This is a genomic window from Massilia sp. IC2-477 (assembly GCF_020707265.1).
GTDB lineage: Bacteria > Pseudomonadota > Gammaproteobacteria > Burkholderiales > Burkholderiaceae_D > Telluria.
The window spans coordinates 75,317-95,149 of record NZ_JAJFEQ010000013.1; the positions used below are offsets into that span (position 1 = coordinate 75,317).

Annotated in this window: 18 protein-coding genes; 14 read left to right on the top strand and 4 right to left on the bottom strand. The window is 64.7% G+C overall.

Going from position 1 to position 19,833, the window contains the following annotated elements; translation table 11 throughout:
• Positions 1–108 precede the first annotated feature (108 nt).
• The 7 genes from LK542_RS21885 (at position 109) to clpB (ending at position 9,015) form a co-directional block, all read left to right on the top strand.
• Entirely contained in the window at positions 109–1,347 is a 1,239-nt protein-coding gene (locus LK542_RS21885) for a winged helix-turn-helix domain-containing protein (RefSeq protein WP_227813570.1), read from the top strand.
• A gap of 219 nt (positions 1,348–1,566) precedes the next feature.
• Positions 1,567–2,142, top strand: coding sequence for a hypothetical protein (locus tag LK542_RS21890; protein ID WP_227813571.1), 576 nt, complete (start codon positions 1,567–1,569; stop codon positions 2,140–2,142).
• A gap of 92 nt (positions 2,143–2,234) precedes the next feature.
• The gene (locus LK542_RS21895) at positions 2,235–4,844 is read left to right on the top strand and encodes a DUF349 domain-containing protein (RefSeq protein ID WP_227813572.1); all 2,610 of its coding nucleotides are present in this window, start codon (positions 2,235–2,237) and stop codon (positions 4,842–4,844) included.
• Positions 4,841–5,323: a molybdopterin synthase catalytic subunit MoaE gene (gene moaE / locus LK542_RS21900; RefSeq protein ID WP_227813573.1), complete on the top strand. Its 483-nt coding sequence runs from the start codon at positions 4,841–4,843 to the stop codon at positions 5,321–5,323. The genes LK542_RS21895 and moaE overlap by 4 nt, the downstream gene beginning before the upstream one ends.
• The gene (gene crcB, locus LK542_RS21905) at positions 5,320–5,694 is read left to right on the top strand and encodes a fluoride efflux transporter CrcB (protein WP_227813574.1); all 375 of its coding nucleotides are present in this window, start codon (positions 5,320–5,322) and stop codon (positions 5,692–5,694) included. The genes moaE and crcB overlap by 4 nt, the downstream gene beginning before the upstream one ends.
• A gap of 199 nt (positions 5,695–5,893) precedes the next feature.
• Positions 5,894–6,316, top strand: coding sequence for an inner membrane protein YiaA (gene yiaA / locus LK542_RS21910; protein ID WP_227813575.1), 423 nt, complete (start codon positions 5,894–5,896; stop codon positions 6,314–6,316).
• 92 nt (positions 6,317–6,408) lie between these two features.
• Positions 6,409–9,015 (top strand): ATP-dependent chaperone ClpB, encoded by a 2,607-nt coding sequence (gene clpB / locus LK542_RS21915; RefSeq protein ID WP_227813576.1) that lies wholly within the window; start codon positions 6,409–6,411, stop codon positions 9,013–9,015.
• 72 nt (positions 9,016–9,087) lie between these two features.
• Here clpB and LK542_RS21920 read toward each other — a convergent pair whose 3' ends face one another.
• Entirely contained in the window at positions 9,088–9,663 is a 576-nt protein-coding gene (locus tag LK542_RS21920; protein ID WP_227813577.1) for a PEP-CTERM sorting domain-containing protein, read from the bottom strand.
• 174 nt (positions 9,664–9,837) lie between these two features.
• Positions 9,838–10,509, bottom strand: coding sequence for a PEP-CTERM sorting domain-containing protein (locus LK542_RS21925; RefSeq protein ID WP_227813578.1), 672 nt, complete (start codon positions 10,507–10,509; stop codon positions 9,838–9,840).
• Between the two features lie 377 nt (positions 10,510–10,886).
• Between LK542_RS21925 and aceA the strand changes: the two genes are divergently transcribed.
• The 3 genes from aceA to LK542_RS21940 all read left to right on the top strand — a co-directional run bounded on the left by aceA (position 10,887) and on the right by LK542_RS21940 (position 14,928).
• Positions 10,887–12,185, top strand: coding sequence for an isocitrate lyase (aceA, locus tag LK542_RS21930; RefSeq protein WP_227802172.1), 1,299 nt, complete (start codon positions 10,887–10,889; stop codon positions 12,183–12,185).
• Between the two features lie 163 nt (positions 12,186–12,348).
• The gene (locus LK542_RS21935) at positions 12,349–13,542 is read left to right on the top strand and encodes a 23S rRNA (adenine(2030)-N(6))-methyltransferase RlmJ (protein ID WP_227813579.1); all 1,194 of its coding nucleotides are present in this window, start codon (positions 12,349–12,351) and stop codon (positions 13,540–13,542) included.
• A 120-nt stretch (positions 13,543–13,662) separates the two neighbouring features.
• Positions 13,663–14,928 (top strand): EAL and HDOD domain-containing protein, encoded by a 1,266-nt coding sequence (locus tag LK542_RS21940; protein ID WP_227802174.1) that lies wholly within the window; start codon positions 13,663–13,665, stop codon positions 14,926–14,928.
• Positions 14,929–15,093: 165 nt separating this feature from the next.
• On the opposite strand, the gene LK542_RS21945 is transcribed toward LK542_RS21940, so the two are convergent.
• Positions 15,094–15,843, bottom strand: a complete 750-nt coding sequence (locus LK542_RS21945; RefSeq protein WP_227813580.1) for an SAM-dependent methyltransferase — start codon at positions 15,841–15,843, stop codon at positions 15,094–15,096.
• A 20-nt stretch (positions 15,844–15,863) separates the two neighbouring features.
• Complete coding sequence (locus tag LK542_RS21950; RefSeq protein ID WP_227813581.1) at positions 15,864–16,478, bottom strand: Maf-like protein; 615 nt, start codon at positions 16,476–16,478, stop codon at positions 15,864–15,866.
• Positions 16,479–16,663: 185 nt separating this feature from the next.
• On the opposite strand from LK542_RS21950, the gene LK542_RS21955 reads away from it, so the two are divergent.
• From LK542_RS21955 to LK542_RS21970, 4 genes are all read left to right on the top strand, one after another.
• Positions 16,664–17,161 carry a DUF177 domain-containing protein gene (locus LK542_RS21955; protein WP_227802177.1) on the top strand — a complete coding sequence of 166 codons (498 nt, stop codon included), beginning with the start codon at positions 16,664–16,666 and terminating at the stop codon, positions 17,159–17,161.
• Between the two features lie 234 nt (positions 17,162–17,395).
• Positions 17,396–17,578 carry a 50S ribosomal protein L32 gene (gene rpmF, locus LK542_RS21960; protein ID WP_005666806.1) on the top strand — a complete coding sequence of 61 codons (183 nt, stop codon included), beginning with the start codon at positions 17,396–17,398 and terminating at the stop codon, positions 17,576–17,578.
• Positions 17,579–17,775: 197 nt separating this feature from the next.
• Entirely contained in the window at positions 17,776–18,801 is a 1,026-nt protein-coding gene (gene plsX, locus LK542_RS21965; RefSeq protein ID WP_227813582.1) for a phosphate acyltransferase PlsX, read from the top strand.
• Positions 18,802–18,826: 25 nt separating this feature from the next.
• Positions 18,827–19,813, top strand: coding sequence for a beta-ketoacyl-ACP synthase III (locus LK542_RS21970; RefSeq protein WP_227813583.1), 987 nt, complete (start codon positions 18,827–18,829; stop codon positions 19,811–19,813).
• Positions 19,814–19,833 lie beyond the last annotated feature (20 nt).

Sequence of the window (19,833 nt, forward strand, 5' to 3'; positions counted from 1 at the left end):
TATATTGGAAAGTCGGGTCGGCGCCCACTATAGCGCAGACTAGCCGTGTCGCCCAGAAAAAGACTGTGTTTTTTTACAGTAGTATTGGTTTGCTATTAGAATAATGTCATGAGCGAGATCAATCTCACCGTAGCCGCCGCCCGTGCCCTGCACCTGGCCGCCCAGGACATGCTGGCGCCGCGCCGTCGCCGCGCCAGCAAGGCCGATGTGCTGGCCGCGATCCGGCGCATGGGCATGCTGCAGATCGACACCATCAGCGTGGTCGCGCGCAGTCCCTACCTGGTGCTGTGGAGCCGGCTGGGCGACTACGAGCCGGGCTGGCTCGACGAGCTGCTGGCCGAAGGGAAGCTGTTCGAATACTGGGCCCACGAGGCCTGCTTCCTGCCGATCGAGGACTACGCTTTGTACCGCCACCGCATGCTCGATCCGGAAGCCATGGGCTGGAAGTATTCGGCCAGGTGGATGCGCGAGCGCGCCGAGGAGGTAGCAAAGCTGCTGGCCCACGTGCGCACGCACGGCCCGGTGCGTTCATCGGACTTCGAGCGCAGCGACGGCAAAGGCGGCGGCTGGTGGGAGTGGAAACCCGAGAAGCGCACGCTCGAAGTGCTGTTCACGGCGGGCGAACTGATGATCGCGCGGCGCCACAACTTCCAGCGCATCTACGACCTGGCCGAGCGCGTGCATCCGGAATGGCACGACAGCCGCATGCCGCCACTGGATGAGGTGCGGCGCAGCTTCGTGCTGCACACGGTGCGCGCGCTGGGGCTGGCGAAGGCGGCCTGGATTCCCGACTACCACCGCACCCGGCGCCCGCACCCGGACCCGGCGCGCATGGCCGACGAAGGCCTGCTGCTGCGTGCCCGGGTCGACGGTTGGGACGACCCTGTTTACATCCACCCGGACCACGCGCAGCTGGCGCACGAGGCGATGGCGGGCCGGCTGGCGCCACGCCTGACGACCCTGCTGTCGCCATTCGACCCGATCGTGTGGGATCGGCGGCGCGCGCTCGAGCTGTTCGGCTTCGACTACCGGCTCGAATGCTATACCCCGGCCGAGAAACGGCGCTACGGCTATTTCACCTTGCCGATCCTGCGCCGCGGCGCGCTGGTCGGGCGGATCGACGCCAAGGCGCACCGCAAGGCCGGCGAGTTCGAGTTGCGCGGCATCCACCTGGAACCCGGCGTGCGCATCAGCGCGCGCCTGGTCGAGGACGTGGCGGGCGCCGTGCAGCGCTGCGCGCGCTGGCATGGCTGTCCGCAAGTGCGCGTAAACCATGGCGCTATGGACAGTTCTAGCGGGCGACTGGGCGCCGCATTTGATGCCGCCGGGACAATCTCGGCAGCTTAAGATTACTTGGACATTTGAACAACTAAAAAGTCTCCAAAGTCTACGGGTCCGGGTTTGCGCCAGCTCAAACCCGAGTGAGGGCATGTCTCTACACTACGAGTTCCCAGAGGCTGGCTACAACAACAACAGCTGCCGCCCACCCCGACAAAAACAGCTTCCCCAGCCAACGCATCGCGGCCCGCCAGGGTCACGCGCTGGCGAAGCCATCTGAGAGGAGACATGATGCTGACATCTACCTTTACGCTGGTTGCATTGTCCATCGAACAAGCCAGCGCCCGCATCGGTTTGCAATCCCTGCTCGAGCGTTGGCAGCCAGATGCGTGGCGCCACAAGGCGCCGACAGCGCGCGAATTCGAACTGGCCTGCGACGCCCTGCGGGTGGCTTTCGACAACTGCTACTGGCGCAAGCTCGACAAGTTCGTGCTGCCGGCCCTGCACCGTGCCGGCGCGGCCGAGGCCCTGCTGGCCGAGCTCGACGCGCTGACCCTGGCCGCGATCGAGGCGCGCGCCGATGCCCATGCGGCCGCGGCCGTGCACGATCCCGTCGCATTCGGCGTCGCACTGGAGCGCTGCTGCCACCTGCTGCTCGAGCGCCTGGAGCGCGAGGAGCGCGAGCTATTCCCGCTGGCGCGCGTCCACGTGCCGAGCGAAGCCTGGTTTGCGATCGCCAACCAGATGCTGGCCCACGACGCCTGGCAGAACGAGAACCGCGGCTACCCATCCGGCAAGGCCATGGCTGGCAGCGTCCGCAGGCAAAGCGCGGCCGCCGGCAGGCCGCATTTCGCCACGCACTGAGCCCGCCAGCCCGGGCTGCGCAACCCGGGCTGCGCGGCGAGCCCCAGCTTGGTTCTTTGCTATGATGGGGCTTTTGGAAGTGCGATTTCATCATGTTCGAATTCCTATTCAAGCGGCAGGGTGGCGACAAGCCGGCCGGCGCCGGCGGCGAACAGCCTGAGGGCAAGGCTGCACCGGCCCAGTCCGCGCCGGCGGCGTCCGGCGCGCCGACGCCGCGCGAGCAGCAGGCCGAACAGCTCAAGCACTTGAACGGCGACGAAGAGACTGCCGTCGCCTTCATCCTTTCCTCCGATTTCTCCGAATTGCGCCTGGCCGCGGCCGAGCTGGTCCACAGCCGCGCGCAGCTCGAGCGCGTACACACGGCGATGCGCAATACCGACCGTCGCGTCGCCAAGCTGATGCAGTCGCGCCTGGACGCCATCCGCCACCATGAAGCCGAGCTGCGCCGCGGCCAGGAAGCACTGGCGCATGCCAGGGCGCTGCTCGACGACCAGCTGCTCACGCCCAACCATGTCGCCGAGCTCGACCGTCAGTGGGCGGTCGTCACCGCGCCCGAGCTGGCGCCCGAGTTCGATGGCATCCGCGCCGAATTGGGCAAGCGCCTGGAAGCCCAGGTGCAGCTGCAGCGCGCCATGATCGACCGCCTCGCCGCCCTGCGCCAGCTCGAAGCGGCCGGCCTGGATGCCGCCGCCTTCGGCGAACGTTTGGAAAGCCTGTCGCGCGAGCAGGCCGCCGCCCTGGTGGCGCCCGGCCACGCCTCGCTGCCGCGCGCCCTGGTCGCCGAGTTCGCCACCGAGCAGGCGCGCCTGCAGGCCAGCCTGGCCACCATCGAGCAGGACCGGGCGGCGCTGGCCGCACGCGAAGCCGCGCTCGCGGGTTGGCAGGCCCAGCCGGTTACGGAGCTGAAGGCCGAGCTGCTGCGCAAGGAATGGCAGCGCCTGCCGGCCTTGCCGTCCAACGGTCCCGGCGCCCAGCTGCAGCGCCGCTTCGACGAGCTGCTGGCCAGCCTGCCGCAGGAAGTGCGCAAACCGAAAGAGCCGCGTCCGCCTGAAGCCGGTGCAGCAAAGCCGCCCAAGCCCCAGAACAAGGGCGCCGACCAGCACTTCCTCGACCGCCTGGATGCGATGGAGGCCGCCTTGCAGCAGGGTTCGCTCGGTACTGCAGCCGAACTCGACAAGTCGCTGAAGGAAAGCAAGGACAAGGGCATGCGCCTGACACCCGCCCAGCTCGACCGCCTGAACCACGTGCGCGCCGAACTGAAGCGCCTGTCGGACTGGGCGCGCTGGGGCGGCAACGTCTCGCGCGAAGAACTGATCAAGTCGGTCGAGGCCCTGCCGACCCAGAACCTGGCGATGGGCGAATTAGCCAAGAAGGTGGGCAGCATGCGCGAACGCTGGAAGGCGCTCGACAGCCTGTCCGGCGCCGCGCCGCGCTCGCTGTGGGAGCGCTTCGACGCCGCCTGTACCGCCGCCTATGCGCCGGCCGCCGCCCACTTCCGCCACCTGGCCGACGAGCGCCACGCGAACGCCGCGCGCGGCCAGGCCCTGGTCGAAGAAGCCCAGGCCGAGATCGCACGCCTCGAATCGGGCGAAGCCGACTGGAAGCACGTGTCCGGCACCGTGCAGCGCCTGCGCACCGCCTGGAGTCACCTGGGCGCGATCGACCGCAAGGACAAGAAGCGCCTCGACCAGTTGTTCGGCGACGCGCTGAACACGCTCCAGCGTCCGCTGGAACAGCAGCGCAAGGGCGAGATGGCGGTGCGCGAGGCCCTGATCGAGGAAGCGCTCGCGCTTGACCCGCATGACCGTCACGCGGTCGATGCGCTGCGCCACTTGCAGGCGCGCTGGCAGGAGCATGCGCGCGCGCTGCCGCTGGAACGCAAGGCCGAGCAGGCCCTGTGGCAGCGCTTCCGCGCCGCCTGCGACGCGCTGTTTGCCCAGCGCAAGGAACAGGCCCACGCCGCCGACTCCGAGCGCCGCGCCCACGAAGCGGCCAAGGAAGCGCTCAGCGCGCGCCTGGAAGCGGCCGCACTAGAGGCGACGCCCGCCACCGCCGGCAAGCTGCTGCGCGAAGCAGCGGCCGAATGGGCGGCGATCGGCCCGGTGCCGCGCGCCCACGAAGCGCGGGTCGAGAAGCGCTACCACGCCGCGGTGGCTGCCGTGCAGCACCATGCCGACGTAGCGCGCCGCGCCGCCGGGCTGGCGCTGGCCGGCGCCGTGCGCGACAAGCTGCGCCTGATCCAGGCGCTGGAAAATGCGCTCGTCAACCCGGACGCCCACACCAATCCATCCGACTGGCGCGGACGCTGGGATGCGCTCCTGCCGCTCGAGGGCGGCTATGAGCCGGTGCTGCGCCAGCGTTTCGACGCGGCCCTGGCTGCGCTCGAAGGCGACCGCAGCGCCTACACGCGTCAACTGGAAGCAAACCGCGAGCACCTGATGCACGAACTGCTGCGCCTGGAGATCGCGGCCGGCATCGACAGCGGCGCCGAGTTCGCGCGCGAACGCCTCAAGCTGCAGGTCGAGGTGCTGCAGAGCTCGCTCAAGTCTGGCCACAAGACGGGGCAAAAGCCGGGGCAGGGCACGGGTCACGACTTGGGTAGCGGCCTGCGCGCGCTCCTGAGCCTGCCAGCGCTGCTGGACGCCCGCACCGAAACGCGCGTCGAGCACCTGCTCACGCGTGTCGCGAAGGACGGCCGGTGAACGCGCCCCTTGCTACCGGGGTAACCGACGTCCGTGTCCAGCAGGATGACTTCGACCTGTCCCAGGAGCTGGCAGCCCTGCGCGCCGGCGACGGCCGGGTCGGGGCTGTGGTCTCGTTCGTGGGCACGGTGCGCGACCTGAACGAGGGCGCCCAGGTGTCGGAAATGGAGCTGGAACACTATCCGGGCATGACGGAAAAGGCGCTGGCGGACATCGTGGCGCAGGCGCGCGAGCGCTGGCCCTTGTACGGCGTGCTGGTGATCCACCGCGTCGGTCCCCTGAAGCCGCTCGACCAGATCGTGCTGGTGGCCTGCAGCTCGGCCCATCGGGGCGAAGCCTTTGCCGCCTGCGAATTCATCATGGATTACCTCAAGACTGACGCGCCATTCTGGAAAAAGGAACAGACGCCGGATGGCGCACGCTGGGTCGACGCCCGGGCGAGCGACGACTCCGCCAAGCAGAAGTGGAATAAGAATTGAGCTGGCTGGCGGTCGGTACCGGAGCGGCGATCGGCGCCTGGCTGCGCTGGGGACTGGGCCTGTGGCTGGGCAGCCTGCATGCCTACGTGCAACTCGGCACGCTCGCGGCGAACCTGGCCGGCGGCTACCTGGTCGGGCTGGCGCTCGGCTTTTTCACCGCCAACCCGCACATCGCACCGGAATGGCGCCTGTTCGCCATCACCGGCTTCCTCGGCGGGCTGACCACCTTTTCCAGCTTTTCCGGAGAGTCGGTGGTGCTGCTCCAGCGCGGGGAATATGGCTGGGCGCTGGCGCACACGCTGCTGCACTTGCTGGGCTCGATCCTGTTTTGCGTGGCTGGTTTCGCGACATGGCGCGCCCTGCGCGGCTAGGAGCGCCCGGCAAAACCCGCATGGCTGCGTTGCAGCGTCTCGCCGTACCTGCGTACTGTCTTCGACGCTGCGCCTTGCCCTGCGAGTTTTGTCGGGCGCTCCAGGCGGTATCGCCTGCCGATACCAAGGCATAGCGCAATGGCGCGCAGTTCCTGGCGTGATAATTTTGCGGCTGGTCTATTTATTTAAGGAACCAGCCATGCAAACCGTTCAACGTCCCACTTCCGCCTTCGTCGGTGCTTCCTGGGCCGCGCTGGCGATCGGCGCCACCGCTTTCCTGATCGGCCTGTGGAACGCCCAGATGCAGCTGAACGAGAAGGGCTATTACCTGACCCTGCTGCTGTTCGGCCTGTTTGCGGCGGTGTCGCTGCAAAAGACCGTGCGCGACCGCTCCGAAGGCCTGCCGGTGACCGGCATCTATGCCGGCCTGTGCTGGGTGTCGCTGATCGCGGCCATCCTGCTGCTCACCGTCGGCCTGTGGAACGCCACCCTGGCGCCGAGCGAAAAGGGTTTCTATGCCATGTCCTTCAGCCTCAGCCTGTTCGCCGTGGTGGCGGTACAGAAGAACGTGCGCGACCTGGGCAGCCTGCGCGAACCAGGGCTGAAACCCGAGCTGGAGTGATTCTTGCATGGGGTCGCCATTGCACATCTTGAAAAGCGGACAGTGGCCCTTATTTTGCTCCTCAGTCAAGAACACCACTAGGGAGCAATACCATGCGGCAAGACAAACTGACGACCAAGCTCCAGGAAGCGCTGGCGGATGCCCAGAGCCTGGCGGTCGGCAACGATAACCAATACATCGATCCGGTGCACCTGCTCGTCGCCCTGCTGAACCAGGACGACGGCGGCGCCCGTTCACTCCTGCAGCGCGCCGGCGTCAATGTCGGCGGGCTCTCGAATGCGCTCAAATCCGCGCTGGAACGCCTGCCCAAGGTGACCGGCACCGGCGGCGACGTCCAGGTCTCGCGCGAACTCGTGTCGCTGCTGAACCTGGCGGACCGCGAATCGCAGAAGCGCGGCGACCAGTTCCTGTCCTCCGAAATGATCCTGCTGGCCCTCACCGAGGACAAGTCGGATGCCGGCCGCCTGGCGCGCGAGCATGGTCTGGCGAAGAAGGCGCTCGAATCGGCAATCCAGGCGGTGCGCGGCGGCGAATCGGTGAATTCGCAGGACGCCGAAGGCCAGCGCGAAGCGCTGAAAAAATACACCCTCGACCTGACCGAGCGCGCTCGGATGGGCAAGCTCGACCCCGTGATCGGCCGCGACGACGAGATCCGCCGCGCGATCCAGGTGCTGCAGCGCCGTTCCAAGAACAATCCGGTGCTGATCGGCGAGCCGGGCGTCGGCAAGACCGCCATCGTCGAGGGCTTGGCCCAGCGCATCGTCAACGGCGAAGTGCCCGACTCGCTCAAGGGCAAGCGCGTGCTGTCGCTCGATATGGCGGCCCTGCTGGCCGGCGCCAAGTACCGCGGCGAGTTCGAGGAACGCCTGAAGACCGTGCTGAAGGAGCTGGCCCAGGACGAAGGCCAGACCATCGTCTTCATCGACGAGATCCACACCATGGTCGGCGCCGGCAAGGCCGAAGGCGCGATGGACGCCGGTAACATGCTCAAGCCGGCGCTGGCGCGCGGCGAACTGCACTGCGTGGGCGCCACCACGCTGGATGAGTACCGCAAGTACGTCGAGAAGGACGCCGCGCTCGAGCGCCGCTTCCAGAAGATCATGGTCGACGAGCCGAGCGTGGAGGCGACCATTGCCATCCTGCGCGGCCTGCAGGAAAAGTACGAGCTGCACCACAAGGTCGAGATCACCGACCCGGCCATCATCGCCGCGGCCGAGCTGTCGCACCGCTACATCAGCGACCGCTTCCTGCCGGACAAGGCGATCGACCTGATCGACGAGGCGGCCTCGAAGATCAAGATCGAGATCGACTCCAAGCCGGAAGTCATGGACAGGCTGGAGCGCCGCCTGATCCAGCTGAAGATCGAGCGCGAAGCCGTGCGCAAGGAAACCGACGAAGCGTCCATGCGCCGCATGGAGCTGATCGGCGAAGAGATCACGCGCCTGGAGCGCGAGTACAACGACTACGAGGAGATCCTCAAGTCCGAGAAAGCGGCGGTGCAGGGTACCACCCATATCAAGGAAGAGATCGAACGCATCCGCCACCAGATGGAGGAAGCCAAGCGCCAGAGCAACTGGCAGCGCGTCTCCGAACTGCAGTACGGCCAGCTGCCACAACTGGAAGCGCAGCTCAAGAAGGCCGAGGAAGCGGCCGAAAGCGCAGATGGCGATGCCAGCAAGCCGCGACTGCTGCGCACCCAGGTCGGCGCCGAAGAAATCGCCGAGGTGGTGGCGCGCGCGACCGGCATTCCGGTGTCGCGCATGATGCAGGGCGAGCGCGAGAAGCTGCTGCACATCGAGGACGAGCTGCACAAGCGCGTGGTGGGCCAGGACGAGGCGATCGAGGCGGTGTCGGATGCGATCCGCCGCTCGCGCGCCGGCCTGTCCGACCCGAACCGCCCCTACGGTTCCTTCATGTTCCTGGGCCCGACCGGCGTCGGCAAGACCGAGCTGTGCAAGGCGCTGGCCAGCTTCCTGTTCGACACCGAGGAGGCCTTGATCCGCATCGACATGAGCGAATTCATGGAGAAGCACTCGGTTGCCCGCCTGATCGGCGCGCCGCCGGGCTACGTCGGCTACGAAGAGGGCGGCTACCTGACCGAAGCCGTGCGCCGCAAGCCCTACAGCGTGATCCTGCTGGACGAGATCGAGAAGGCGCACCCGGACGTGTTCAACGTCTTGCTGCAGGCGCTGGACGATGGCCGCATGACCGACGGGCAGGGCCGCACCGTGGACTTCAAGAACACGGTGATCGTCATGACCTCGAACCTGGGTTCCAATAAGATCCAGTCGATGGACACGGATGAACCGGCGGTGGTGAAGCTGGCCGTGATGGCCGAGGTGCGCGGACATTTCCGCCCCGAGTTCATCAACCGGATCGACGAGATCGTGGTGTTCCACGCGCTCGACGAGAAAAACATCGGCGCGATCGCCAAGATCCAGCTGCGCAACCTGGAGGAACGCCTGGCCAAGATGGACATGCAGCTCGACATCGACGACGAGGCGCTGCAGAAGATCGCGGAAGCCGGCTTCGACCCGGTGTACGGCGCCCGCCCGCTCAAGCGCGCGATCCAGCAGCAGATCGAAAACCCGCTGTCGAAGGCGATCCTGTCCGGCCGCTTCGGACCGAAGGATACGATCCCGGTGCGGGTGCGTGGCGGGAACCTGGTGTTCGGAGAACAGGTGGAGCTGGCCAAGTAAGCCGCTTTGCACCTACCAGCAAAAACGGCGCGTCCCGCAAGGCACGCGCCGTTTTTTTACGTCAGCCCACGATCAGGGCTGCTTGCGACGCCTGGCCGCCATGAAGCCCATCAGCCCCAGCCCTCCCAGCATCATCGCGTAGGTCTGCGGCTCCGGCACCGGTGCAATGGCCTGCGACAGCAGGCTGCCCACCTTGCGCTCGCCGTCGCCGAAGAAGTTCACCTTCAGGTGCGGCGCATCGAGTGCCGGCGCGCCGCCGCTGAAGCTGAACTGGAACACCATGTCGTCCGAAAGCAGCACGCGCTCGCCCGAGAAGCACAGGCTGCGTCCCGCGTGGGCGCCGCCGCTGCATCCGTTCGCATTCAGTTCGTTCGAGGACAGGGTCCATTCGGTGGCGGCGCCGGGCGCCGCGACCAGGGTGACGTCGGAGAAGCTGCCGAGGTCCTTCAGCTGGAGGGCGCCGATGCTGGTCGCATCCAGCCAGTCGCCGCTGCGCTTGGCGGCGTCGATTTCCAGGGTGAGCAGGTTTCCCGACCAGGTCGACGTGAACGTCACGCCCTGGTAGGTGAGGGTGCCGGCCTGGCTGGAGGCGATGACGCCCGCGGTGAGGGCCAGGATGGCTGTTGCTTTGGCTAGTAAGGTCTTCAACTCGATCTCCTCGATGATATTGAATGACCGGGCCTTCGCGTCGGCGAACGGCCCGGACCTGCGTACGGATGAGCACGCAGGCCCAGACTATTCCGCCCGTATTGACCTTTCTGTTAGGCGACTAACCAATGGCTGAGCTAGGGTTTCCCTTCAGCAAGCAGCGTTACAAGGGGCTCAGGAGTTGCGGCGACGGGTCAGGCCCAGCATCGCGAATCCTGCAGCCAGCAGCGCCAGGCTCTGCGGTTCCGGCACATTCGACGCCGTGTTCGAGAGGACCGGGCTTGCCGGCAGGGTGCCGTTCGCTGCAGCCGTTTCCTTCACCGGCAGGGTGAGAACCGGCGCCGGGATCAGTTCTGGGGTCGCCGGGAAGTCGAGCGAGAGCAGGCTGCCGACCTTGTTGCCCTTGGCGTCGATGAAATGGACCTTCAGGTGCGGGGCCGACAGGACCGGGGTGCCGGTGAAGGTAAAGGTAAAGACCATATTGTCGGCCAGGGCGATGCCGGGGCCGGTGTAGCACAGGCGTGTCATGCCGGTCGAGCCTGCGCTGGCCTTGGCGGCGCCACAGCCCTTGGCGAACAGTTCGCTCGACGACAGGGCCCAGGGCGCGGCGCCGGGCGTACTCATGCTCACGCCGGAAAAGCTGCCGATCGTCTTGAGCGACAGGGCGTCGATCGCGCTGGCGCCAAGCCAGCCGCCGCTGCGGTTCGCCGCATCGATTTCCAGGGTCAGGACATTGCCGGTATAGGTCGAGGTAAACACGACCCCATCCTGCTTGATAACGCCGGCAGATGCGTTTTGTGCAGCGAGGAAGAGGAAACCGCTGGCGAGAAGGAGGAGAGGGCGCATAATCATTTTCGTTAAATTGTTGGTTATTTTGACGGATTTGATGATTGCATCATGTCATCAGTTTTTCGTCTGGTCAACAAATATTTGGCGTCACTAAGTAATTACGTGCCGTCTAGCAACGGAGTATTTCGTCCTGTTTTTACATTGTGAAATGCAGATGTCGTCTGACGAAATGCGCAGCAAAAGCGCTGTGCTTCCTCGTTCTCATTTTAAGAAATTTCATGCCGCATCATGAAATGAAGACGCCAAGTCATTGAAATAACAGGATTAAAAATTCTTTTGATGTCTTATATAAGAGTTGTTGTGCTCCGCACAAACTGATCTATGATTGTCTCAACAGATTCTTTCGCAATTCATTTTTCAATCAGGAGAACAGCATGGCAACTCGTGAACAGCAGATCAGTGAACTCCAGCAAGACTGGGAGACCAACCCGCGTTGGCAAGGGGTGACGCGCAACTACACGGCGGCCGACGTCGTGCGCCTGCGCGGTTCGATCCAGATCGAGCACACCCTGGCCAAGCGTGGCGCCGAGAAGCTGTGGGACCTGGTCAATAACGAACCCTACGTCAACGCCCTGGGTGCGCTGACCGGCAACCAGGCCATGCAGCAGGTGAAGGCCGGCCTGAAGGCCATCTACCTGTCGGGCTGGCAGGTGGCGGGCGACGCCAACGTCGCCGGCGAAATGTATCCGGACCAGTCGCTGTACCCGGCCAACTCGGTGCCGCAGGTGGTTCGCCGCATTAACAATACCTTCCAGCGCGCCGACCAGATCCAATGGTCCGAAGGCAAGGACGACATCGACTACTTCGCCCCGATCGTGGCCGATGCGGAAGCCGGCTTCGGCGGCGTGCTCAATGCCTTCGAGCTGATGAAAGCGATGATCGACGCCGGTGCCGCCGGCGTGCACTTCGAAGACCAGCTGGCCTCGGTCAAGAAATGCGGCCACATGGGCGGCAAGGTGCTGGTGCCGAGCCGCGAAGCGGTCGAGAAGCTGAACGCGGCGCGCCTGGCGGCCGACGTGATGGGCACCCCGACCCTGGTCATCGCCCGTACCGATGCCGAGGCGGCCGACCTGCTCACCTCGGACGTCGACCCGATCGACCAGCCCTTCTGCACCGGCGAACGCACCGTCGAGGGCTTCTACCGCGTCAAGCCGGGCATCGAGCAGGCCATCTCGCGCGGCCTGGCCTACGCCCCGTTCGCCGACCTGGTGTGGTGCGAGACCGGCAAGCCGGACCTGAACTTCGCCAAGCAGTTCGCCGAGGCCATCCACGCCAAGTTCCCGGGCAAGATGCTGGCCTATAACTGCTCGCCTTCGTTCAACTGGAAAAAGAACCTGGACGACGCCACCATCGCCAAGTTCCAGCGCGAGCTGGGTGCGATGGGCTACAAGTTCCAGTTCATCACCCTGGCCGGCTTCCACGCCCTGAACTACAGCATGTTCAACCTGGCGCACGGCTACGCCCGCCGCGGCATGTCGGCCTTCGTGGAACTGCAGGAAAACGAGTTCGCCGCCGCCGAGAAGGGCTTTACCGCCGTCAAGCACCAGCGCGAAGTCGGCACCGGCTACTTCGACGCCGTGACCCAGACCATCCAGCAGAACCAGAGCTCGACCACCGCGCTGCATGGTTCGACCGAGGACGAGCAGTTCTTCGACGAGAAGAAGGTCGCTTAAGGCGAGCCGTAACACCTCCAAGGATTTGCCGCAGTGCCCATCAGGGCCTGCGGCTTTTTTATTTCCCGTGCATTTTCCCGACTGGGAGGCGTGATAGTGGATAATGGCGGCCATTGCGCCGTCGAAAGGACGGCAACGACACTTTTCTCAGGAATTCCAGCTTATGTTGAGCTACCGCCACGCCTTCCACGCGGGTAACCACGCCGATGTCCTCAAACACTTTGTACAGGTGCAGCTGCACCTGTATATGAACCAGAAGGACGTTGCCTACACCTATATCGACACCCACTCCGGCGCCGGCGTCTATGCGCTGGACAGCTTCCAGGCCACCAAGACGGGCGAATTTGATACCGGTATCGGCCCGCTGTGGAACGCGACCAACGTGCCGGCGGCGCTGCAGCCCTACCTCGACCTGGTCAAGGGGATGAACCCGAGCGGCAAGATGCGCTACTACCCGGGCTCGCCCTATGTGGCGGACCAGATGTCGCGCCTTGATGATCGTCTGCGACTGTTCGAACTGCACCCGGCCGACGTCAAGATCCTGAACGAGAATGTCCGCAAGGCCGAGGCGCACAAGGCCGAGCAGGGCGAGCGCGCGCGCGGCAAGCGCGTGATCATCGAGCACGGCGACGGCTTCCAGAGCCTGAAAAAGCTGCTGCCGCCGCCTTCGCGCCGGGCGCTGGTGCTGGTCGACCCGCCCTACGAGGTGAAGGACGACTATAAAAAGGTGCGCGATGCGCTGGAAGAAGCGCTGGGCCGCTTCCCGAGCGGCATGTATGCGGTCTGGTATCCGGTGCTGCAGCGCATGGAATCGCGCCAGTTCCCGGACAAGCTCAAGCGCCTGCCGGCCAAGGAGTGGCTGAACGTCACGCTCACCGTGTCGACGCCGGGCCCGGACGGCATCGGCCTGCACAGCAGCGGCATGTTCATCCTGAACCCGCCTTATACCCTCGAGCCGATGCTGCGCGAGACCATGCCTTACCTGGTGCAGGTGCTGGGCAAGGACGCCGGCGCGCGCTTCACCATCGAAACCGGCACCCAGGTAACCGGTGCGGCGTCGGCGCGCCTGGTCGGCGAAGGACCACGCGCGCCGGTCGGCAACGCCCGCCGCGCCAGCCCGCTGTCGGGCAAGGGCAGCCTGCGCCTGCCAGGCCAGAGCATGGTGCGCGAAGGCGAAGAGGCCAAGCCGGCCGCCAAGGCGCCGGCGCCACGCCGCGCATGGCGTCCGGACGGCAGCGCGCAGGCCAAGCCCGCTACCCCAGGACAGGGCGAATCGCGTGCTCCGGCCAAGCGTCCGGCGGGCGCACAGCCGCGTGCGGCCGGCCCGCGCACGGCGGGCAAGGGCGGCAAGCGCTAGGCGCGATTCGATATAAAAATGCTAATAATGTCGGATTTGTAGTATAGTCGTCGAGACAGGCGTCCACACGCCTGCTCGGCAGGCTCATCCGTGCCGCAACAGTTTCCGGGAGTTTTTTAGATGCATGCCGAAGCAACGGCAGCGGCGTCCGCGCCGTCCAACGATTTTTTCCTCGCACGTCAGCCCATCCTCGGCCGTGACCAGCATCTCGTGGCATTCGAGCTGCTGTTCCGTGCCGCCGGTGAGGACGACGATGCGAAGCTGACCGACAACGCTGCGGCGACGGCGGCCGTGATTTCGCACGCGTCGCAGCTCGGCATGGAGCAGGTGGTCGGCGAGCAGCTCGCTTTCGTGAATGTGGACGAGGTCGTGCTGATGAGCGACTTCGTGCGTTTCCTGCCTCCCCATAAGGTTATCCTCGAAATCCTGGAAACCGTCAAGCCGACCCGGCAGCTGCTGGCGCGTGTCGCCGAGCTGAAGGAACTCGGTTTCAAGTTCGCGGTCGACGATGTGGTCGAGCATTCTCCCGAGCTCGACCGGCTGGTCGGCCTGGTGGACGTGATCAAGGTCGACGTCAAGCTGGTGCCGCGCGAGGAGCTGCAAGACTTGGTGGCCTCGCTCAAGTCCACAGGCAAGAAACTGCTGGCCGAAAAGGTCGAAACGCTCGACGAGTTCCGGCTGTGCATGGACCTCGGCTTCGAATACTTCCAGGGCTATTACTTCGCCCGTCCGGTGATCTTGTCGGGCAAGAAGATCACGCCGTCCGAGATGGCGATCCTGCGCCTGCTGGAGCTGGTGAGCTCGGATGCCGACGCCCACGTGATCGAAACCGCGGTCAAGCGCGACGCCCTGATCAGCCTGAACCTGCTGCGCCTGGTGAACAGCCGCGCGGCGCCGGGACCGCAGATCGAATCCCTGTCGCAGGCGCTGAGCCAGCTGGGACGGCGCCAGCTGCAGCGCTGGCTGCAGATCCTGCTCTACACCACGGCCGGCGGCGTCGAGCTCGCTTCGCCGCTGCTGCAACTGGCCACCACGCGCGGCAAGCTGCTCGAACTGATGACCCTGGCCAAGCGCCCGGACGATGCGGCGCGGGCCGACCGCGCCTTTACCGTGGGGATCATGTCGCTGGCCGATGCGCTGTTCTCGATTCCGATGCAGGAAATCCTCGACAACGTCGAAGTCGCCGACGACGTGCGCGCCGCGCTGCTGGACCGGGAAGGAGAATTCGGCACGATGCTCAGGGTGGCCGAGCTGCTGGAAGCGGCCGAGGGCGGGTGCAAGCTGTACAACGCGCTGCGCAAGCTGGGCTTAAGCGTGGCGCAGATTCGCGAGATCGAGTTGAAGGCGTTTGATTGGGTGAGGGAGCTCACCAATGAGGTGCACTGACACGCCGCGTCGAGCAGCGCTTTTAACTACCTCTAACCTAAAAACCGTCGCTCCGGCGAAGGCCGGAGCCCAATTTCTCGTGAGCCGCCACTGCCTTCCAGCGTAGCCGGTACGCGGTAAAACTTGGGTCCCGGCCTCCGCCGGGACGACGAGGTAGCGTCGCGGTTATTGCGCGAGGAACAGGAACACGGTCGGCTTCTTGTGGAAATCAGGCGCCTTCCCAGCCGCCAGTGCCGCCTTCCACTTTGCAGCAGTCATCGTCCTGACCGACTCGCTCGCCAGCGACAAATCCGTCGCCACGCAAATCAGGGTCCCCGGCTGGCACGCTGCCACGAGCGCCTCCAGCATTTGCCCGTTCCGGTACGGCGTCTCTATCAGGAGCTGCGTCTGCTTCTCGCTGCGCGAGCGCCCCTCGAGCTGCTGGATCCGCTTGCTGCGCTGCCCCGCGTCCGTCGGCAGGTAGCCATTGAAGGCAAAACTCTGGCCGTTCAGGCCGCTCGCCATGACCGCCAGCAGCAGCGAGGACGGCCCCACCAGCGGGCGCACGGCGATCCCATGCTGGTGGGCGAGGCGCACCAGGTCGGCGCCAGGGTCGGCCACTGCCGGCACCCCGGCTTCCGACACCAGCCCCGCATCGCGTCCCGCCAGCAGCGGCGCCAGCAATTGGGCGAGGGCGGCCGGTGGCGTGTTGACGTTGAGTTCCGCGATCTCGATCTCCTGCAGCGGTTTTGCCAGCGGATGGTCGATGGCAATCAACTTCAGGAAGGCGCGCGCCGTCTTGGCGTTCTCGGCGACGAAATAATCGAGTTTCGAGGTCAGTGCCTGGACCTGCGTCGGCAGCAGGGCGGACAGGGCGTTTGGCGCGGCGTCGACGGGGCCAAGGGTATTCGGAATCAGGTAAAGAGTGCCAGGCATCGTTCAGAAAATAAAAGGTGTTACACGCCGAAGAAGGGAAGGCCGGCGCGGCGCAGCATGCCGGTCAGGGCGATCAGGGGCAGGCCGGTGAGGGCGGTCGGGTCGCTCGACTCGATCCTTTCGAGCAGGGCAATGCCCAGGCCCTCGTTCTTGGCGCTGCCGGCGCAGTCGTAAGGCTGCTCGATGCGCAGGTAGGCGTCCAGCTCGGCGTCCGGCAGGTCGCGGAAGTCGACGAAGACCTGCACATTCTCGACCTGGGCCGCCTGGCTTGGGTCGGCTTCGCGGCTGTCCCACAGGCACAGTGCCGTATGGAAGACCACGCGCCGTCCGCGCATCAGCTGGAGCTGGGCTAGCGCGCGCGCATGGTCGCCCGGCTTACCGATCTGCATGCCGTCGAGCGTGGCGACCTGGTCCGAGCCGATCACCAGCGCGCCGGGCGCCCGCGCCGCCACCGCGGCCGCCTTGTCGCGCGCCAGGCGCAGGGCGGTGTCCTGCGGCGCCTCGCCCGGCTGCGGCGTTTCGTCGATATCAGGTGCGATCGCTTCGAAGGGCAGTTGCAGGCGCGACAGCAGCTCGCGGCGGTAGGCGGAACTTGAGGCCAAAATGAGGCGCGGTGGCGTGGAACTTGGTATCATTGCGGTCTGTCGAATGGAAAAACTATAAGACGAGCTTATAGATCATATATCTCCGGCAAGTAAACCTGATAAATCCAACACATCGGTTATTGCGAACAACGCGGAGGGGTCAAAAACGACGTAAGTCTTTGACTCTGCGGGGAGAAGCCTGTTATTATCGCAGGTTTTCCGGGGAAGTTTTCCAAATGAGCGCTTTTGTCATTGACGCCTTCGAGTTTTGCCGGAATAGCGGACACCGCGAGGGCGTGACGCCCGTGGCCGAGATGACCCGTCTGGCAGCCGATTGCGCCGACAAGTCTGGCGAGATTCGCTGGTCGATCGACGGCGGCCTGACCAAGCAGGGATATCCATCGATGACCCTGGCGGTCGCCGGTCCCGTGAAGCTGGTGTGCCAGCGCTGCCTGACGGCCCTTGACTACGAAATCGATTCGTCCACCATGCTGGTGCTCGGCAAGGACGATGAAGATGCGGACGGGATCGAGGAAGTCCTCGACGACGAGAGCATCGACGTGATCGTCGGCAGCCACGAATGCGATATTCGCCAGCTGCTGGAAGATGAAGCCCTGCTGGCCCTGCCGCAGGCACCGAAACACGAGGTATGTCCGGACACCAAGCTGCTGGACGCCCTGAAGACCGAAAAGGTCTCGCCGTTCGCGGCACTGAAAAACCTCAAGTCCGAATAAAGCAGTAGAACGAATTAGTAGTACCGCAGAGCAGTAATGCAATGCGCCGCAGTACGACTGAAAGAACGTGTCAAACGCGTGCAGTAGTCGAGTATGGCAGTAGGCAGTTGATGTAGGCAGCGTTAAAACATGTCGGCAATGGATGAACAAGAAATTGCCGCTGGGATACTCGATCTGCATGAATTTGCAAGTCGAATGTGTTAGAATTTTAGAACTTATGTATTAGGAGTCATCATGGCAGTTCAGCAGAATAAGAAGTCCCCGTCGAAGCGCGGCATGCACCGTTCGCACGATTTCCTGACCGCACCGAACCTGGCAGTCGAGCCGACCACCGGCGAAACCCACCTGCGTCACCACATCAGCCCGAACGGTTTCTACCGTGGCCGTAAAGTCCTGAAGACCAAGAACGACGAGTAATCGACGTCTTGTCCTTTAGTACCATGAAAGCGGTGCAACGTATGTTTTCTGCGTGGCGCCGCTTTTTCTTTTCCGTTTTCAGCGGCTGCAACAACTTTGCAATCCGTCATTTTGAATTGCGCGGACAGCGGCTGGCCATGCGCCACGCCCCATCCCATCCTGCCGCCCGCATTGCGTGAGCCGGCATCCCCCGACAAATGACAATCACAATTTCTATTGACTGTATGGGCGGCGACCACGGCCCCTCAGTTACCATTCCAGCAGCCATCTCGTTTCTAAAAAAACAAGCTGACGTCCATCTGATCCTGGTGGGCCTGGAAGACGTCGTGCGTGCCGAGCTCAAGAAGCATGGCGCCGAGTCGCACTCCCGCATCACCGTCAAGCACGCCACCGAGGTCGTCACCATGGACGACCCGCTGGAAATCGCCCTGCGCAAGAAGAAGGATTCATCCATGCGCGTGGCAATCGAGCTGGTCAAGGACGGCAGCGCCAACGCCAGCGTCTCGGCCGGCAATACCGGCGCCCTGATGGCCGTCTCGCGCTACGTGCTCAAGACCATGGCCGGCGTCGACCGCCCGGCGATCTGCTCGATCATGCCGAACCAGAAGGGCGGCCCGACCTACATGCTCGACCTGGGCGCCAATGTGGACTGCGAGCCGCACCACCTGCACCAGTTCGCCATCATGGGTTCGGTGCTGTGCGCAACCATGGAAAATATCCCGCGTCCGACCATCGGCCTGCTCAACGTCGGAACTGAAGAGATCAAGGGCAACGATGTGGTCAAGGCCACCGGAGCACTGCTCAAGGCCGACCACGAGCGCGGCAAGCTGAATTTCTTCGGCAATGTCGAAGGCAACGATATCTTCAAAGGCACGGTCGACGTGGTCGTGTGCGACGGTTTCGTCGGCAACGTCACCCTCAAGGCGATCGAAGGCGTGTCGCGCTTCTTCAAATCCGTATTCACTGAGAACTGGATCTCGACGCTAGGTGCGCTGCTGGCCCGGAAGTCGCTCAAGAAGTTGAATCCGGAACGCTACAACGGCGCCAGCCTGCTCGGTCTGAAAGGCCTGGTATTCAAGAGCCATGGCGGCGCCAACGCCTTTGCCTTCGAATGGGCGCTCAAGCGCGCCTATGACGCAGCCAAATACGATCTACAAGAGCAGCTGTCGGCGCTGATCGCCGAACTGATGCCGACCCCGCCCGACGTCCAACGCCAGGCGTAAATCACAATAGCAGGATGGTGGAGAGATGACTGTCTACAGCAGAATCACCGGTACCGGCAGCTACCTGCCGGCCAAGCGCGTGACCAACGAGGAACTCGCGGCCCAGCTGGCCGGGCAGGGCATCGAGACCTCCGACGAATGGATCGTGACCCGCAGCGGCATTTCGAGCCGCCACTACGCGGCCGCTGACGAAAACGCTTCCGACCTGGCCGTCAACGCCGCCCGCAAGGCCATCGAAGCGGCCGGCAAGACCCCGGGCGAGATCGACCTGGTCATCGTCGCCAGTTCCACCCCCGATTTCCACGGCAGCTTCCCCAGCACCGCCTGCATCGTGCAGCAGAAGCTCGGCATGGCCAACAACAGCGCCGCGTTCGACGTGCAGGCGGTGTGCAGCGGCTTCGTGTATGCGATGTCGACCGCCGACGCCTTCATCCGCGCCGGTGTCTATAAAAGCGTGCTGGTGATCGGTGCCGAAGTGTTCTCGCGCATCCTCGACTTCACCGACCGCACCACCTGCGTGCTGTTTGGCGACGGCGCCGGCGCCGTGGTGATGGAAGCATCAAGCGAGCCGGGCGTGCTGGCCACCAAGCTGCATGCCGACGGCAGCCAGTCGCACATCCTGTCGATCCCGGGCAACCTGGCTGGCGGCGCCGTGGCCGGCAGCGGCTTCCTGTACATGGACGGCCCGGCGGTGTTCAAGCTGGCCGTCACCGTGCTGGAAGAAGTCGCCAAGGAAGCGCTCGAGCACGCCAAGATGCAGCCGTCCGACATCGACTGGCTGATCCCGCACCAGGCCAACCTGCGCATCATGAAGGGCACGGCCAAGAAGCTGGACCTGCCGATGGAAAAGATGGTCGTCACCGTCGACCAGCACGGCAACACCTCGGCCGCCTCGATCCCGCTGGCGCTGGACGCCGCGGTGCGCGACGGCCGTATCAAGAAGGGTGACAATGTGCTGATGGAAGGCGTCGGCGGCGGCTTCACCTGGGGCGCCGTGCTCGCCCGAATGTAACAGCACAGATATCGTATTTG

Excerpts from the sequence above, each read along its gene's own strand:
- LK542_RS21970 (WP_227813583.1), top strand. The coding sequence starts at position 18,827 with ATGACTGTCTACAGCAGAATCACCGGTACCGGCAGCTACCTGCCGGCC.
- plsX (WP_227813582.1), top strand. The coding sequence starts at position 17,776 with ATGACAATCACAATTTCTATTGACTGTATGGGCGGCGACCACGGCCCC.
- aceA (WP_227802172.1), top strand. The coding sequence starts at position 10,887 with ATGGCAACTCGTGAACAGCAGATCAGTGAACTCCAGCAAGACTGGGAG.
- LK542_RS21895 (WP_227813572.1), top strand. The coding sequence starts at position 2,235 with ATGTTCGAATTCCTATTCAAGCGGCAGGGTGGCGACAAGCCGGCCGGC.
- LK542_RS21945 (WP_227813580.1), bottom strand. The coding sequence starts at position 15,843 with ATGCCTGGCACTCTTTACCTGATTCCGAATACCCTTGGCCCCGTCGAC.
- clpB (WP_227813576.1), top strand. The coding sequence starts at position 6,409 with ATGCGGCAAGACAAACTGACGACCAAGCTCCAGGAAGCGCTGGCGGAT.
- LK542_RS21940 (WP_227802174.1), top strand. The coding sequence starts at position 13,663 with ATGCATGCCGAAGCAACGGCAGCGGCGTCCGCGCCGTCCAACGATTTT.
- LK542_RS21885 (WP_227813570.1), top strand. The coding sequence starts at position 109 with ATGAGCGAGATCAATCTCACCGTAGCCGCCGCCCGTGCCCTGCACCTG.
- LK542_RS21925 (WP_227813578.1), bottom strand. The coding sequence starts at position 10,509 with ATGCGCCCTCTCCTCCTTCTCGCCAGCGGTTTCCTCTTCCTCGCTGCA.
- LK542_RS21890 (WP_227813571.1), top strand. The coding sequence starts at position 1,567 with ATGATGCTGACATCTACCTTTACGCTGGTTGCATTGTCCATCGAACAA.
- LK542_RS21955 (WP_227802177.1), top strand. The coding sequence starts at position 16,664 with ATGAGCGCTTTTGTCATTGACGCCTTCGAGTTTTGCCGGAATAGCGGA.
- LK542_RS21950 (WP_227813581.1), bottom strand. The coding sequence starts at position 16,478 with ATGATACCAAGTTCCACGCCACCGCGCCTCATTTTGGCCTCAAGTTCC.
- LK542_RS21935 (WP_227813579.1), top strand. The coding sequence starts at position 12,349 with ATGTTGAGCTACCGCCACGCCTTCCACGCGGGTAACCACGCCGATGTC.
- rpmF (WP_005666806.1), top strand. The coding sequence starts at position 17,396 with ATGGCAGTTCAGCAGAATAAGAAGTCCCCGTCGAAGCGCGGCATGCAC.
- yiaA (WP_227813575.1), top strand. The coding sequence starts at position 5,894 with ATGCAAACCGTTCAACGTCCCACTTCCGCCTTCGTCGGTGCTTCCTGG.